Annotated in this window: 13 protein-coding genes; 9 read left to right on the top strand and 4 right to left on the bottom strand. The window is 45.1% G+C overall.

Translation table 11 applies throughout. From position 1 onward, the window contains the following. Nucleotides 1–20: 20 nt before the first annotated feature. On the bottom strand, nucleotides 21–911 hold the full coding sequence (locus ACZ1GZ_RS05090) for a hypothetical protein (RefSeq protein WP_472667393.1): 891 nt from the start codon (nucleotides 909–911) through the stop codon (nucleotides 21–23). A gap of 483 nt (nucleotides 912–1,394) precedes the next feature. On the opposite strand from ACZ1GZ_RS05090, the gene ACZ1GZ_RS05085 reads away from it, so the two are divergent. From ACZ1GZ_RS05085 to ACZ1GZ_RS05075, 3 genes are all read left to right on the top strand, one after another. Continuing rightward, on the top strand, nucleotides 1,395–2,066 hold the full coding sequence (locus ACZ1GZ_RS05085; protein WP_472667392.1) for a S24 family peptidase: 672 nt from the start codon (nucleotides 1,395–1,397) through the stop codon (nucleotides 2,064–2,066). Nucleotides 2,067–2,164: 98 nt separating this feature from the next. Then, entirely contained in the window at nucleotides 2,165–2,587 is a 423-nt protein-coding gene (locus ACZ1GZ_RS05080; RefSeq protein ID WP_472667391.1) for a tellurite resistance TerB family protein, read from the top strand. A 98-nt stretch (nucleotides 2,588–2,685) separates the two neighbouring features. After that, nucleotides 2,686–3,501: a sterol desaturase family protein gene (locus tag ACZ1GZ_RS05075; RefSeq protein WP_472667390.1), complete on the top strand. Its 816-nt coding sequence runs from the start codon at nucleotides 2,686–2,688 to the stop codon at nucleotides 3,499–3,501. Between the two features lie 11 nt (nucleotides 3,502–3,512). Here the strand turns inward: ACZ1GZ_RS05075 and ACZ1GZ_RS05070 are convergent, their stop codons facing one another. Continuing rightward, nucleotides 3,513–4,325: a transporter substrate-binding domain-containing protein gene (locus ACZ1GZ_RS05070; RefSeq protein ID WP_472667389.1), complete on the bottom strand. Its 813-nt coding sequence runs from the start codon at nucleotides 4,323–4,325 to the stop codon at nucleotides 3,513–3,515. A 135-nt stretch (nucleotides 4,326–4,460) separates the two neighbouring features. Here ACZ1GZ_RS05070 and ACZ1GZ_RS05065 point away from each other — a divergent pair, with 135 nt between their 5' ends. Continuing rightward, nucleotides 4,461–6,359: a glycosyltransferase family 2 protein gene (locus ACZ1GZ_RS05065; protein ID WP_472667388.1), complete on the top strand. Its 1,899-nt coding sequence runs from the start codon at nucleotides 4,461–4,463 to the stop codon at nucleotides 6,357–6,359. 41 nt (nucleotides 6,360–6,400) lie between these two features. On the opposite strand, the gene ACZ1GZ_RS05060 is transcribed toward ACZ1GZ_RS05065, so the two are convergent. Continuing rightward, complete coding sequence (locus tag ACZ1GZ_RS05060; protein WP_472667387.1) at nucleotides 6,401–7,012, bottom strand: DUF2799 domain-containing protein; 612 nt, start codon at nucleotides 7,010–7,012, stop codon at nucleotides 6,401–6,403. Between the two features lie 95 nt (nucleotides 7,013–7,107). Next, nucleotides 7,108–7,650 (bottom strand): GcrA family cell cycle regulator, encoded by a 543-nt coding sequence (locus ACZ1GZ_RS05055; protein WP_472667386.1) that lies wholly within the window; start codon nucleotides 7,648–7,650, stop codon nucleotides 7,108–7,110. Nucleotides 7,651–8,043: 393 nt separating this feature from the next. On the opposite strand from ACZ1GZ_RS05055, the gene ACZ1GZ_RS05050 reads away from it, so the two are divergent. The 5 genes from ACZ1GZ_RS05050 (at nucleotide 8,044) to ACZ1GZ_RS05030 (ending at nucleotide 16,607) form a co-directional block, all read left to right on the top strand. Next, nucleotides 8,044–9,222 (top strand): acetylornithine transaminase, encoded by a 1,179-nt coding sequence (locus ACZ1GZ_RS05050; protein WP_472667385.1) that lies wholly within the window; start codon nucleotides 8,044–8,046, stop codon nucleotides 9,220–9,222. A gap of 22 nt (nucleotides 9,223–9,244) precedes the next feature. Next, the gene (gene argF / locus ACZ1GZ_RS05045; RefSeq protein ID WP_472667384.1) at nucleotides 9,245–10,171 is read left to right on the top strand and encodes an ornithine carbamoyltransferase; all 927 of its coding nucleotides are present in this window, start codon (nucleotides 9,245–9,247) and stop codon (nucleotides 10,169–10,171) included. A gap of 96 nt (nucleotides 10,172–10,267) precedes the next feature. Continuing rightward, complete coding sequence (locus ACZ1GZ_RS05040) at nucleotides 10,268–11,257, top strand: Hsp33 family molecular chaperone (protein WP_472667383.1); 990 nt, start codon at nucleotides 10,268–10,270, stop codon at nucleotides 11,255–11,257. Nucleotides 11,258–11,366: 109 nt separating this feature from the next. Next, nucleotides 11,367–12,959, top strand: a complete 1,593-nt coding sequence (locus ACZ1GZ_RS05035; protein ID WP_472667382.1) for an efflux RND transporter periplasmic adaptor subunit — start codon at nucleotides 11,367–11,369, stop codon at nucleotides 12,957–12,959. 3 nt (nucleotides 12,960–12,962) lie between these two features. Beyond that, nucleotides 12,963–16,607 carry an efflux RND transporter permease subunit gene (locus ACZ1GZ_RS05030; protein WP_472667381.1) on the top strand — a complete coding sequence of 1,215 codons (3,645 nt, stop codon included), beginning with the start codon at nucleotides 12,963–12,965 and terminating at the stop codon, nucleotides 16,605–16,607.

Below are 16,607 nucleotides of genomic sequence, written 5' to 3'. Positions count from 1 at the left end.
ACCGTGTTCACCATTGTTAGCTAATTGTTCAATTTGATCGGCAAGCTGTGCAAGTCTTGCATCTGTTTGATTGGTAAATTCGGCAAATTGTTCATGACTCCCCCGCCTGCCGGGCGCTCCATGAGCTGGGTGATAGCCGTTGCGATTAATTCAACTTTTTCTTCCAAAGGTCGCAACGCACCATCTGATTGTGGCATGCTTGCGAGCACGTGGCGAATATCTTCTAACCGCGTGGCTAAATCAGATAATTCACCGTGAATTGCATGCGGGTTAAATCCTTGAAGTGTACGCTCAATATCACTCCATCGGTTATCAAGTCCTATCAGCGTATCTTCTTTGGCAACGGTGTCGACAAGATTGCGTAAACTATCGACTTCAAGACGTAAACTATCGAGGTCACCACCGTCGTAGCTCCCACCTTGAACCGGCGTGCGCCCAACTTCCAGTTCTTTCAAGCTTTGCGCGATAGCTTCAAGATCTGCACCAATGGATGCAGGGACATTTGCACCATTTGCATTTGAATTGAGAGCCGACATATCATTTTGAAGCTGGCCTAACTCCTTACGCAATGTCATCTGCATATCTTGTTTTAATTCAGAACGGAGCTGAGTTACAATGCTGGATAGATCATTTGAAGGTGCAGGGGCAGCAGCTCTATTCATTTTCAACTGTAAACGACCTGAATTTGAGCCACTACGTTGAGCACCCTGGCCTCGATTTTGCGGTCTAGTTTGGCGTCCTGATAAGCTTTGCTGACGGGCTCTAATTTCATCGGTCAACGAATAATCACCTGAAGCCGTTGCACCGCGTTGTGCATAATCATGTCCTGATGAATTGGCCTGACCAAGAATTTTTTCTTCTAAATCCTCAATCGTTCTACTGAGAGTATCTAGCGTCGATTCCTGTGTCATCGAATGATAGTTATTAGATCTGCTTCCGGTCATAATCTATAGCTCGTTTCACCTGTTTATGACCTCAATGCCAAGGGATTGACTTGTTTTTCATCCCACATGCCGGTTGAATTTAGACATGCAAAAACAAATCACTTGGTACGGTCACCTATGCGCAACATCATCGAAACATGGTAAACAAGCCGTTAACTATTCTTAATTTTCCTAAAAATTAACCATATTTTTCGCTGATAACGCTGATTTTTTAGATTAATGACCGAAGCTTGCGGGAAGATTTCGCCCGTAGAACTGCGGTATTGGTTATTCATATCCCAGGTTTTTGAGCAAATTCGCCAACACCAAATACGCTGGAATGCACAAATTTAGGAGAAATATGAGGAAAATAAGCCAATAGATCGGACATTTTTCCTATTTTCTTTACTCAATAAGATTTGATCGCTAATCTTAAAGTTAGCAATAGATTGTAATTTTGGAGCCGTTGGGTTGTTATCTCATTCACATATTTGGACAGCGATTGAAACGCTGGCAACACGAAACAATCTTTCACCCTCTGGTCTCGCGCGATTAGCAGGCTTGGATCCAACATCTTTTAACAAGTCAAAACGCCAAGGAGCCGACGGACGCCTGCGGTGGCCATCAACTGAATCTTTGGCGAAAATTATGCATGCAACAAACACTTCCTTCGATGATTTTGCGCGTTTGGTTAGCGATACTGAGGAGGATGAATATTCAGGGCTCCCAGCCGGTAATTTCCCAGCGCAGTCCAATGGAATCCCTTTATTAGGTTTTGCTCAGGCAGGCGCCGGTGGTTTTTTTGATGATGCGGGTTTTCCGGTGGGGCAAGGTTGGGAAGAAGTTGATTTTCCAACACAAGATGCAAAGAAAAACAGTGTTTATGCGTTGGAGGTGCAAGGGGAATCTATGATGCCTCTTTATCGTGATGGAGATGTGCTGATCATTGAACCAAATGCACAAACTCGTAAAGGTGATCGAATTGTTGTGCGCACCAAAGAAGGTGAGGTCATGGCAAAAGTTCTATCTCGAGATACCGCGCAAAGCATTGAGCTCTTGTCATTAAATCCAGAACATCCGAACCGACAATTCTCAAAGGCTGAAATTGATTGGACTGCACGTATTATCTGGGCGAGCCAATAACTTTTCAGGCAATGTTTAGATTAAATAAACTGATTTGGTCTTGAATTACGCCAATACCCGACACTAAGTGTAATCTTTAAACAAAACCGGATCTTTCCATGAATAACGAAGTTAATCTCCACGAAGGCCTTATCTACATTATGGTAACAATGTCCGCTGTCGACAGTTCGATGGATGATGCAGAATTGGAACGTATTGGTCGTCTGGTTAGCTTTCTACCAGTCTTTGAACATTTCAACGAAGATGACATCTTGCCAACAGCCCGTCGATGTAGCGTGCTATTAGCGGAACCAGATGGTTTGGCGCTTGTACTGGAAATTATAAGGGATTCCATCCCTGAACGCCTACATGACACGGCCTATTCAATTGCGGTTGAAATCGCGTCTGCTGATTATGAAGTTAAGACCGAAGAAATCCGTATGTTACAGTTGCTGCGCGATCGCCTGGATCTTGATAAACTTACCTGTGCAGCTATCGAGCGAAGTGCTATCGCACGGTATAAGCGCGCGCGAAACCGCTAGCTTAGCTGCGGCTTAACCGCCATCACGATTGTTTTATGTGATTTTGCATCGCATTTGAAATATACAAGTCTGATCACCAAACATAAGGCTTGTATCACGTGACACTTTTTGGCTTTTCAGAACCTGTTCTCCGGCTCACTGCTTTTCTTGGCATTTTGTTGGCAATGGCCATTTTTGAATTGGTGCACCCCCGATTGGAACGCGATGAAATGCGCGGTGCGTTGAAAACTCAGCGCTGGTTTACCAATCTTTCAATGGTCGTCATCTCTTCATTGTGTCTTCGTGTAATATTCCCAGCAGCAGCGGTTGGCGCAGCGTTCTGGCTTGAAGAACGCAATATTGGTCTTTTTAATATCTTAAATGTGCCAACGATTATTGGTGGATTGATTGCCTTTGTTGTGCTCGATTTTATTGTGTGGCTAGAGCATCTTGTAAGCCATAAATGGCCAATTTTGTGGCGTATTCACCGCATGCACCACGCTGATAACGGGTTTGATGTAACAACCGCATTACGTTTTCATCCTTTGGAAATCGTTCTATCCATGGCATGGAAAATTTTTATCATTGCACTATTAGGAGCCCCGGCCGTCGCCGTCCTCATTTTTGAAATCGTCTTAAACGGCATGGCAATGTTTAATCACTCCAACATCAAGCTACCGCTTGCGCTGGACCGAATTATCCGTCCAATATTGGTTACACCGGATATGCACCGCGTGCATCATTCAACTGATCACAGAGAGACAGATTCAAATTATGGGTTTAATTTTTCATTTTGGGATCGAATTTTTTCAACCTACAACGATCAGCCTAAACTTGGGCATGAAGGTATGGAAATCGGTTTGAAAGAGTTCAGAGGTCCAAAAAGTTCAAACCTTATATGGACACTCTTATTGCCCTTTAAAGGTAAAAACTGATCCTCGTTTAACTAATAAATGCCGTTTGGAAAATAGCGCAAATATAATTCAGCAAAATTGCCGTTTTTACCCAATAGAGACAATCCATAGTTTAATGTTCGCAGCAAATCAGGATTGTCTTTAGCTACGGCAACAGCCAAACCTTCTCCAAGATAATATTGCGATAAAAAAGGCCCGCCAACAAATTCGCAGCAGCCTGTTGCATCTTCACCCGATAGCCAAAACGAAAATTGCAAGCCATCACCAAATAGCAAGTTCACATCACCCGACTTTAAGGCCTTATAGAGCTCCGTTCGATCATCAAACGGTTTCACTTCAGCTTTGGGGAACCAGTCTTTTAACATGGCTTCGTGCGCAGAATTACGCGTAACACCTACTTTGATGACATCTTTTTTCTGCCAAGCGGGACCATCGGTTTTTATCTCAGTGCTAAGAGCTTTTAGGTTGATGTCTTTTGCTTTGAGCGAAATAAATCGCGCTGGGAGCTCAAGATAAGGTCGGCTGAATAAATATTGTTTGCTAGCATCTGCTGAGATTGCAAATCCAGCTATCATTGCATCTCCTTGCTTGCTCTTTATTGCTTCAGGCAGATCTTTCCATTCAATTCCTTGAATCTGACAACGGTCGATGATTTTTAATATCGAACAAATATTGCGTGCAAGATCGACGTGAAACCCCGTGAGACGACCATTTTCATCTAAAAAACTAAACGGTGGAAAATCGACTGTGGTTAAAAACCGCAAACGTTCAATATTTCGAATATCTGCGATCGGAATACGCTCTTGTGAATCGAAGTAATTCGGAATTATAGGCGCCTGAGCCATACTATAAACGGGAAATATACTTAACATTACTATCGTAATAAGTGTATTAAGTAGTGACTTCTTTAATAAACCTATATATGTATAAATCATAATCTTCTACAATTCCGTGTATATAATTAGAGTCTTGTATTACTTATGTCATCTCCCAACGGCAGCGACAACCAAAAGAAAGACAAAATCATTGATCTCTCACAGTCGAGAAGTGTGGAAAATATCAGCGATGCAGCCCGTTTAGAAATTTTCGCAAAATTGGAAATTGACGAAACCTACCTTCATCAAGCAGATGTTCTTGCAAAGCAAAATGGCACGAATATTGAGAAAGAACTGATTGCAAATCGGTTTGTGTCAGAAACAGATTATTACAAATTACTGTCTGAACATCTTGGTCTGATCTTTTTGGAGACAATACAAACAAGTAGTGTCATAGCAATGCCATCGATTGATATCTTGCTATCTCGAAATGGTCCTTTACGCATACAACTTAACGATAAAGTTCTAACAGTTGTCAGTCCCTCAATAATTGAACTCACACGTTTGGAACAGCTATTTGCCGCAAAACCCGAACTAAGGAGTAAGTTCGCAATAGCCACGCGAACAGAAATTAGGCAGGCAGTTTGGCAGTTAAACGAAAAAGACCGCGCAATCACCATTGTCCGAGAACTTTACGATAACAAACCTGAGATGAGTGCAAAGATGCTCCTGACAAATTGGCAGAGCTTTTGTCTGGGTTTCTTATGCCTGGGTGTCTGCCTACTGATCTATTTTCAACCCGGCATTATATTTTTAATACTTCATGCCGTTTTATCACTGATTTATCTGTCATTTAATTTGCTCAAACTATCTGCCGGGTTTTATTCATATATTGAAAAGGATACGCAAAACCTCCTCACACATTCTGAACACCTTCCAACCTACACAATCCTAATTGCCCTTTACAAAGAAGATCGCGTCGCAAACCAACTCATTACTGCCATGAGCCGATTGAATTGGCCCAAAAGTAAGCTTGATATAAAGCTTATCTGTGAAGCGGATGATGAAAGAACCATCAATGCGTTAAAAGACGCAGATCCCGGTCCCGAATTTGAAATTGTCAAAGTTCCCAAGTTACAACCCCGAACTAAACCCAAGGCGCTTCAATATGCACTTGTTGCGGCAAAGGGTGAATTTGTTGCAGTTTATGACGCAGAAGACCGCCCTCACCCCGAACAACTCATGGAAGCCTATCGGGAATTTGAACACTACGGTGAAGGATTAGCTTGTTTACAGGCACCGTTGGTCATGACCAATGCTGATGCAGGGTGGCTACCGGGGCTTTTTAGCTTGGAATATTCAGGCCTGTTTCGCCGCTTAATTCCGCTATTGGCATATTTTGGATTGCCCATTCCTTTGGGCGGTACATCAAATCATTTCCGTAAAACGGCATTGTTGGATGTTGGTGGATGGGATCCTTGCAATGTAACAGAAGACGCAGATTTAGGAATACGTCTTTACTGCCAAGGATATTATACCGGTGTATTAAAACGTCCAACGCTTGAAACTGCACCTACTGAAATTCGGGTATGGATCCGACAAAGAACAAGGTGGCTAAAAGGCTGGATGCAAACCTGGTTAGTATTAATGCGACATCCGTTTCAACTCCTGGCTAAGAGAGGCATTGTTGGGTTTATAGTGATGCAAATTATGATTGGCGGAATGTTGGTTGCAGCTTTAGCACACCCCTTTGCTTTCATTTTTATAGGATACACACTTTATAAAGCGCTATTTGGTGCGATGTTTGGTTCGACATTGATCGAGATAATTCTGGTTTATCTTGATATTTTCAACCTCGTTGGTGGATATATAATTTTTATTTTTGTTGGAATGAGCGCCCTCATTCCAGCGCAAAAGAAGAAGCTAAAAACCAGGTGGTTATTCCTACCACCGGTTTATTGGCTCCTCATGTCCTTTGCTGGATGGCGCGCACTCTCGCAGTTGCCGCTACATTCTCAGCTTTGGGAGAAAACACCACATGAACCTGCACGGCGTGATTTGTAAGACCCAAGTTCGTGACACACACTATCGATTTAATTTGTGGGCTAGTTCACCAAACCTGCGCGAAAATTCTGAATGTCGCGTTCCGCAAGCGCAAGCTCACCGCTTAAACGAGCGATCTCAGTCTGGTCTGTCGAGTTTTGCAAATTGAGATTAGCAATTTCTAGCTGAATAGTTGTTTGCTGTTGCGGGGTTGACGTTGCAATGAGTTTAATTTTCTCAGCGGCTTCAGACTGGCGTCTGGAAATTGCACTCTTGCGGCTATTTATGTCTGATCTAAGCCCATGAGCGCGTTTGCCAAGATTATATCCCGACAAAAACCTTGTTGATTTATCAAGTGGGCACACATTTGCGTATGATTTACCAGCCTCTCCAACCCGCAATCCGTTGGCCGGCGTACAATATCGAACCAAACCTGATTGGTAACCCTGGTTCCAGGCTGTTTGATTGGGAGTAATACCGGCTTTTGTGCAGGCTTTCACATGACGTGCAAACCTATCCTGCGGGGCGTAGCCTGCAGCACCATCACTTTCACCGATAACGGTCCAATCCGCTGCAACACATTCTTCTTTTGAAAGCGTTTGACATGCGCTTAGTGCAACTCCCATTCCGAACAGACCCGCAATGAGATACAGCTTTGGTAAGTGCTGGCGCATATTATTCCCCTCAATAAAAAACCCAGCTCTTTATTCGAGAGCTGGGTAAATAAGTCAAGAGCCCACCTTTTCGGGCCTTATTAGGCCTTTTCGAGCTAGCGTGCGCGTTTCCGCTCCGCGCTTGGCTGATATGCCAATTTGGAGTGATACGTGCAGTAAGGTGCAGATTCATCGGCATCATTGCCACAGAAGTGGAAGCCATCCATCATCGGGTCACCAACGGGCCACTTACATGTTGTTTCGCTTAGTTCAATAAGCTTGAGCTTTTTCGAAATCGGTACAACCACATCTTCAACTGGACGTGTGTCAATTTCTGCCATCGCAACAGCATCAACATCTGTTTTAATCGCTGCAGCTGCGGCTCCTCCACCACCCGAACGCGTTGGTGTTGGACGAGAAGATGTGCTAGCTGAACGCGGTGTTGTGAAACCTGTACGCTGTGTAGCTACTGTTGGACGTTTTGCACGTGGGCTGCGTGAACCACCTGACTTAGCGCGGCCAGGCAAATGGAGGCGATGAACTTTACCAATTACGGCATTACGGCTTACGCCGCCAAGCTGCGCTGCGATTTGACTCGCGCTCAAACCTTCTGCCCACAATTTCTTGAGCTGTTCGACGCGTTCATCAGTCCAACTCATATTTATCTCCGTTCCTATTTATCTTGACAGAATCCGCCACCCCTGCACTCAAACGAGCACATTTTAAAACCACTTAAAAAGTCGCTGGGTCCGTCGCATTTTTTCCAACTAGATCTAAGTTAGTGATGACAAGACTCCGTGACAAGGGGGAGAAATTGCTCTGATTCGCAAAAATCTAGTTTTCCCCAACTAAAGCGTGTTTTAGTTATTTTTTGCCAAAAATTGCATGGGTGAATAACGTATTTGTACCATTGCGAAGCAGAATTGACTTTTTGCTTTAAACTGGCGATAATAAAGAGAGCCGTCCGAACTGGGCGGTTTTTCAATTTTTACTATGACCAATCGCGCCACGGATACTGTTGGCACTCACATTGATTTTAACAGGAGAGCGACATGGCACAAGCCACGTCTTTATATTCAATTCTTCCAAACTCTGGCGCAACTTTTACATCCGGTGAAGGTGTTTGGCTTGAAACAGATCAAGGTGAAAAATATCTCGATTTTACCGCAGGAATTGCTGTGAATTCACTGGGACACTGCCACCCGCATTTGGTTGAAACTTTAAAACAGCAGTCTGAACAGCTTTGGCATATATCCAATTTATTTCAGGTAAAGGGTCAAACCACACTTGCAGACCGATTGACCGCCAATACATTTGCCGACAAAGTATTTTTTACAAATTCTGGTGTCGAAGCAATGGAATGCGCAATTAAAACTGCGCGCCATTACCATTTTGCAAACGGTGAAGAAGACCGCTTTGAAATTATTACTTTTACAGGCGCATTTCACGGACGCTCTACAGCAACCATCGCTGCCGGTGGACAGGAAAAATATATCGAGGGCTTTGGACCAAAGGCACCAGGTTTTATCCAAGTTCCTCTTAATGATTTAGATGCACTTAAAGAAGTGATCACAGACAAAACAGCGGCCTTGCTGATTGAGCCTATTCAAGGTGAAGGTGGGCTGCGTTATGTACCAACTGAATTTTTAAGAGATTTGCGCAATATCTGTGACGAAACGGGCGCTTTGCTTATCTTTGACGAAATTCAGTGCGGAGTGGGCCGAACTGGTAAATTATTTGCACACGAGTGGTCAGGGGTAACACCTGATATCATGGCGGTTGCAAAAGGTATTGGCGGAGGCTTTCCGCTGGGTGCGTGTCTTGCAACGGAAGACGCTGCGCAAAGCATGGTGCCAGGAACACATGGCACAACATTTGGCGGTAATCCTTTAGCGATGGCTGTTGGTAACGCTGTTTTGGATGTCGTGCTGGAAGATGGCTTTTTAGAAAATGTGCTGGATGTTGCATTGTTTTTAAGACAAGGGCTTGCAGAACTCACCGATACCTATCCAGATATTATCGAAGAGATCCGCGGTCAGGGTCTTATGATTGGCATAAAATGTAAAACGCCGATTGCTGAACTGCTAACTGCAATGCGGGATGAAAAATTCCTTGCAGTGCCTGCAGGAGATAATGTGGTGCGGCTTTTGCCACCGCTTACACTCACAAAAGAAGAGGCGCGCGATGGATTGTCCCGCATCAAAAATGCCCTCAAAACAATCCAGAAATAACTGCTTATTTTAGGAAAATCCTATGTCTTTAAAAGATTCACATCACCATTTTTTAGATCTTGCTGAAGTTAATAAGGGCGAACTTCGTCGCATGATTGACCATGCAAAAGCAACTAAGATCAATCTAAAGCAAGGGATTGAACACAAGCCGTTACAAGGTAAAGTTCTCGCGATGATTTTTGAAAAACCGTCGACACGCACGAGGGTTTCGTTCGACGTGGGGATGCGTCAACTTGGTGGTGAAACGCTGTTGCTTTCTGGTTCTGATATGCAGCTTGGATCATCTGAAACCGTGGCTGACACCGCGCGTGTATTATCTCGTTATGTTGACATTATCATGATCAGAACCATGGAGCATGAACGCCTTCTTGAAATGGCGGAATATGCAACAGTGCCGGTGATTAATGCGCTGACCGATGACACCCATCCTTGTCAGATCATGGCAGATGTTCAGACATATGAAGAGCACCGCGGTTCAATCGAAGGAAAAACGCTTTCTTGGGTGGGCGATGGCAATAATGTAACCCACTCCTTGATGGAGGGTGCGGCGCAATTTGGCTATTCAATGAACATCGGAACTCCTGAAGGTTCTGAACCTGATCAAAAATATGTTGAATGGGCACGCAAAAATGGTGCAACTATCAATTTGGGTCATGATGCGGAAACCACGGTTAAAGACACAGACTGCATTATCACCGATAAGTGGGTTTCAATGAACCAAGAGCATAAAGCGCGTGGGCATAATGTATTCCAACCGTTCCAGGTAAACTCAAAACTCATGGCACAGGCTAAATCTGATGCATTATTTATGCATTGTCTTCCTGCAAAGCGTGGTGAAGATGTTACAGATGAAGTGATCGACGGTCCGCAATCTGTCGTATTTGACGAAGCTGAGAATAGAATGCATGCACAAAAGGCCATCATTGAATGGTGTTTGGGTGCACTTTAAAATCAGCGATAAATTTCTAACTATTGAAATTTGTGTCCGGTGGGACCAAATGCAAAACTGCATCAATTGAAACACCCCCAATATTGAGTATTTATTATGGACGCATTTGAAACCGCGCATGACATTAAGCTTTCGGGCGACGATCACGTTGTACCTTTTCAGGTCGAAGGATTGGACGTTCGTGGAAGAGCGGTTCAGCTCGGCCCCATGTTGGACCAAATCTTAACCCGTCATACATATCCAGAACCTGTTGCACAGCTTTTGGCAGAAGCAATTGTTTTAACGGTTTTATTGGGCACATCTTTGAAGTTCGAAGGACGTTTGATCCTGCAAACAAAAGGTGATGGTCCTGTTGATTTGCTCGTTGCTGATTTCCAGGCACCTGCGTCTGTTCGTGGCTATGCTCAGTTTAATCAGGCAAAACTTGATCATGCAATTAAAGAAGGCAATGCGTTGCCGCATCAATTGCTTGGCAAAGGTGTTCTCGCGTTTACAATTGATCAAGGTGCGCATATGCAGCGCTATCAAGGGATTGTGGAGATGAAGGGCGATACGCTGTCTCAAATGGCAGAGTCCTACTTCAAACAATCTGAACAAATACCAACAAGCATTAAGCTAAGCGTCGCGGAATTAATTGCTAAGGATGAAGATGGCAAATCTGAACATCAATGGCGTGCTGGTGGACTTTTAATCCAGTTCCTGCCACATGCGAGTGATCGTATGACGCAAAACGATCTACCAGGTGGCGATCTGCCCGAAGGCGTTGAAGAAGAAACTGCGACTGAAGATGATGCCTGGACTGAAGCAAAGGTATTGGTTGAAACAGTCAGCGCCAGCGAATTAACCGATCCACAAGTTGGCAGTGAACGATTGCTATATCGTTTATTTCATGAACGTGGTGTGCGAATTTTTGATGCTGGTGAAGTACGCGATGAATGCAGTTGCTCACGCGAACATCTATTTGGCGTTTTAGCACGTATGGAAAAAGAAGAGTTGGTTGACACCTTCACCGACGGCAAGATCGAGATCGTTTGTGAATTTTGTTCTACGCAACACGTATTTACGCAATCTGAATTTGATTTATGACTTTGAACCCGGAGCCAAAGCTCCAACATTACCCAAAAATTACAAATCGTTAATTTGCAATTCTCGGTAATCAATGGGCATAATCAATTCGCATAAGCGAGTGTGAGACATGCTAGAAAAATCCAATCCCGAAAATGTGGTTGAACTTGATCAACCAAACGTCACGACTATTGCTGAAACGCCAAATTCTGACGAGGCTCCGGCTGTATCAAACCCGAGGGTCAAAGGCTCTTGGGGCCGCAGAATAATAGCTTTTTTACGTGCTAGCTTCCAGTTTTTGCTGATGATTGCCGTTTTGGCTGGTGCTTACAAATTAATGGATCAGATGGTAAATTCTCGCGAGGAACCTACCAAACGCCCATTCCGTGAAGCAACCTTTACCGTTGAGTCATTGGAAGCAGTTCAAACAGCACATCGCCCAAGCATTTTGGTCTATGGTCAAGTTGAAACAGCTAGGAATGTCGAACTTCGGCCACTTGTAAGCGGTGAAATAATTGATGTGAATGACAAGCTTACTGCCGGAATGCGGATCGAAGAAGGCGAGCTGCTCGTTTCGATCGATCCATTTAATTATGAAGGCGCGATTCGCGAAGCAAAAGCCAACTTATTGCAGGTGCAAGCAAGTGTGCGCGAGATTGATGCGCGCTTGGCGTCTGAAAATGATCAATTGATTTCAGCTCAAGATCAGCTTGAACTTGCGCGTGCTGATTTAGAACGTGCACAATCACTCGCAGCTTCGGGAACTTTGACCAACAAACAGGTTGATGACCGCGTGCTTTTGGTTTCGCAGCGCAGCCAGTCCGTTAGCCAAAGACGCAACAATATCATCATAAATGAAGCCCAAAAAGAACAGCAGCTGGCCAATATTGAGCGATTAGAGTGGAAGTTAAATGAAGCTGAACGCCAGCTAGAAAACACCAAGCTTTACGCGCCATTTGGCGGCATTGTGTCTAATGCCAATGCTGAACCTGGCCGCTCTGTTGGCAGTAATGATGTGCTGGTTTCTATCTACGACGATAGCCAATTGGAAAGCCGGTTTACACTTACCAACGCGCAATATGGACGTATGGCTACAGATAGCGACCCATTGATTGGTCGTGAAGTTGAAATCATATGGACTATTGGCACAGTGAGCTATTCTTATAAAGGTGAGATTGATCGTATTGGCGCAACAGTTGCAGCTGAACGCGGTGGCGTTGAAGTCGTGGCGCGGATTAGGCCTGAAGATCATGCAGCACAAATTCGTCCGGGCGCATTTGTTGAAATTCTCGTCCCTGATCGTGCTTATAATGATGCGATTAAAGTACCTGAAACTTCAGTGTATGATCAATCTCATGTCTTCATTATTGAAGAAGGACAGCTTGTTCGTAAAGACATTGAAATTTTAGCATTTGACGGCAGTAGCGCGATTGTTAAAGGCACTGGAGAAGGTGCGTTAAAAACAGGTGATAAAATCCTCACCACACGGCTAACAGAAGCAACTGAAGGTGCGCGAGTTCGTGCGCCCGGCGCTGCTGAACGTCGTCAGGGTAACGGTGGCCAGCGCCAAGGCAATGGTGAGCAACGCCAAAATGGTACCCAAGAAGGTGCAGGTCAGCAACAGCGTGGGGGACAAAACGCTAACGGTGAAGGACGCCGCCCCGCTGTTGGGCAAGGTGGCGAGAGACAACGCCCGAACGCCAATAACAATTCCGGAGGTTAAGTCATGAGCGATACGTCCCGAATGGAGCAAGTTCGCAGCGGTTGGGCTGGTCTAGTTAGTACCTTTATCCGACACCCCAATGCAGCCAATTTGCTGATGGTCTTGATGATCATATTTGGCGCATATGCCATTGCGAAAATCAATACTCAGTTTTTCCCAACAGTTGATCGGCCAACCATCGGTGTGATTATTCCCTGGTCTGGAGCCAGCGCGCAGGATGTAGAGGTAAATGTTTTGGCTGTGGCAGAACCTGAACTTCGGTTTATCAATGGCGTCGATAAAATGACGTCAACCGCATCTGAAGGTAATGGTGCCATCACCTTGGAATTCTCCGAGGGTACCGATATGCAACAAGCACTTGCGGATGTTGAAGCTGCAGCTAAATCAATAAGCAATCTGCCTGAAGATGCTGAAACACCAACCGTAAGTCGCTCACAATTTTTCGATGCCGTTGCACGCCTTTCTGTCGGCGGCACTGCGTCCGAGAAAACAAAACGTGATTGGGCAAAACGTATTCGCGATGATTTGATTGATCGCGGTATTGATAAGATTAATTTTACCGGATTGCGCTCACCGGAAATTGCAGTTTCTATCCCAGAACGTGAGTTACGACGCCTTTCCATGACGGTTTCGGAAGTGTCAAACATCATTACTAGCAATAGCCGCGATCTACCTTCTGGTAACGTTGAGGGTGATATTGAACGCCAATTGCGCGCGCTCGCCAATGCACGCGATACAAAATCTATCGGTAACGTTGAAGTCAAATCCTTCCCCACGGGCGAAAAAATTAAACTCAATGATATTGCCCACATTGATGAAGCATTTGATGATAGTGAAACGCAGGGCTTGAGCGGAAACCTGAGCGCAATTGAGCTTGACGTGCGCCGCGCGCCGACAGCCGATACGCTTCAAACTGCTGCGATTTTGTTTGACTATATTGAGGAAATTACACCCCAATTGCCAAGCAATATCGAATTGTCAACCTACCGCGTTTCAGCTGATGCACTCTCAGAGCGGATTCTCCTTTTGGTGAAAAATGCACTTGGTGGTTTGGTGATCGTTGTCCTGATGCTGTTTATATTCCTCAATGCCAGGATTGCGTTTTGGGTGGCTGCCGGCATTCCAATCGCGCTATTGGCAACAGTGGGCATCATGCTGTTGATCGGACAAACGATCAATATGATCACTCTCTTTGCGCTGATTATGATGCTTGGCATCATCGTAGATGACGCGATTGTCGTAGGCGAACACACCAATACACGCCTAGAGATGGGCGATGATAATATCACGGCTGCGGAAAACGGTGTGGGCATGATGATGACGCCGGTGATGGCTGCGATGCTCACCACACTTGCAGCTTTTAGCCCCATACTTTTGATCAATGACACGATTGGACAGATCATGGGTGTGCTGCCCTATGTGGTCATTGCCGTTTTGATCGCAAGCCTTGTTGAGTGTTTTTTCATTCTCCCAGGTCACTTAGCTCATTCGCTGCGAAGCAATAACAAAGCGCGGTGGTCTTATTGGCGCCAATTTTTCATCGCCTTGGTCTTTACCTTAACTGCGGCTTCAATTTTAAACCGCCTGAGTGTGACATATGGCGGGGTAGATAATACATCTCAGCTTGCGTGGATATTTGATCAATCAGTTTACGTACGCGCGGTTATTTCTGCTGTCGTCGCAATTTGTCTTGCTACGCTCATTGAGTATATTTACTTAAGACTCTTGCGCCCCGTAGTGGCCATCATGATCCTAAGTTTGATCTTTATTATCAGCTCCAACATTTTCCATCTTTCAACTGATTCATCCGTTGAAATAGTGGGAATTCGCGCATTTGTTGGCGCTCTCATTTCATTACCTCCAATGCAATATATTGTGGGTTCAATTATTGTGGCGACATTGGTTGCAGCTGTTACTGAATTGCGAATTTGGCGCACTACGCGAAATCTAACGCCGGAAGAAGTTGCTGAAATGCAGGATCAGGGCAGTTGGTTCCGCCGTAATTTCGACAAAGGCTTTGCTTGGTTCCGTGATAATCCTGTCCGTTTCTTGGTAACTCTTTCCTACAATTGGCGTTATGTGACCATTGCTGTTTCGGTTGGTTTGATAATGGTTCTAGCTGTTGGACTAATCCGCAGCGGCAAGGTGGAATTTGTTTTCTTCCCATCTCCTGAAGCTGAAAATATTACGGGGATTGTGGTCTTTAATGCTGGCCTTCCTGAAGATAAAGCTAAACAGGCAATCATTGCGTACGAAAAAACTTTGCACGAAATTGATGACAGATTAACTGATGAAAATGAAGAATTCGTCAGTGCAATCTTCACCACCTACGGCGCGTCTAACCGCAACGGCGCGGTGCAAGCGCGTATCCAGGTTCAGCTCACAGCATCTGAATTCAGGTCCGTACGCACGAATGATATCGTCAGTGCATGGCGTAGCGGCGTGCCGAACATTGCAGGTGTTACACGTTTCTCTGTCGCCCAATCGCGTGGTGGCCCTCCTGGGCGCGATGTTGAAGTTCGATTGCAAGGTGACAGCTCTGAACAGCTAAAAGCCGCAGCCAATGACGTTGCAGAACTTGTTTCAACAATTGCAGGGGTTTCCGGCGTTGAAGATAATCTTCCTTACGGAAAACCGGAATTGGTGATGGAACTCACGCCGTTTGGTTCTGCGCTTGGGTTTACAATTGATGGTGTGGGACGACAAATCCGAAACTCGTTTGAGGGTAGCATTCCATTTAGATTTGCCCGCGGTGATGATGAAGTCACTGTGCGTGTCAACGCCGTTCAGCGCGAAGATGGTATGGCCGCATTGCGTAACTTAACCATCAAGAGTAACGCAGGTGAGTTTGTTCCGTTAACGGAGATTGTAACCCTGAGCGAACGACAAGGATTTGCATCTATCAGAAGGCGTGATGGCAAAACCACCATATCTGTGTCCGGGGATATCGATGATGAAGTCTCAACCACTGACAAGGTCACGGAAACCTTGCTTGCGGGTGGAGAACTTGCCGCAATTACATCCAAACACGATGTGACATTTAGTTTTGGTGGTCGATCTGAGGAGCAGCGTAATGCATTTGCGGATCTTCAACTTGGGGCGATCATCGCTGTCGCAGTGATCTATATTATTCTTGCCTGGTTCTTCGGCAGTTATTGGAGCCCAATAGCCGTGATGTTGATCATACCATTTGGTATTGTTGGCGCTGTCTTTGGGCACTGGTTGATGGGCTTTAAACTCACCATTCTGTCCTTTATCGGCTTGCTTGGATTGTCCGGTATTCTGGTCAATGATTCTATTATTTTGGTTGCGAGACTGAACGAGCGTATCAAAAGGGGCAATGATTTTGCACAGGCTGCAATTGGTGCAAGTCTTGATCGATTGCGCGCTGTGATGCTGACATCGCTGACCACAATTGGTGGCTTGCTGCCGCTATTGTTTGAAACCAGCCGGCAAGCACAATTCTTGCTGCCGATGGCAATCACAATTGTGTTTGGTTTGGCGCTATCGACATTTCTAGTATTGTTCTTGGTGCCTGCGCTTGTCGGCGTTGGTAACGATATTCGCCGCAGCTTGGTGGCCGTATATGGGCAGATGCGTGAACGTAAAAGCCCACCTTCAAACCCATCAGCAACCCCGGCTGAATAG

The organism is Lentilitoribacter sp. JB5-8 (assembly GCF_055693385.1).
This window is presented reverse-complemented; position numbering and strand designations above follow the sequence as displayed.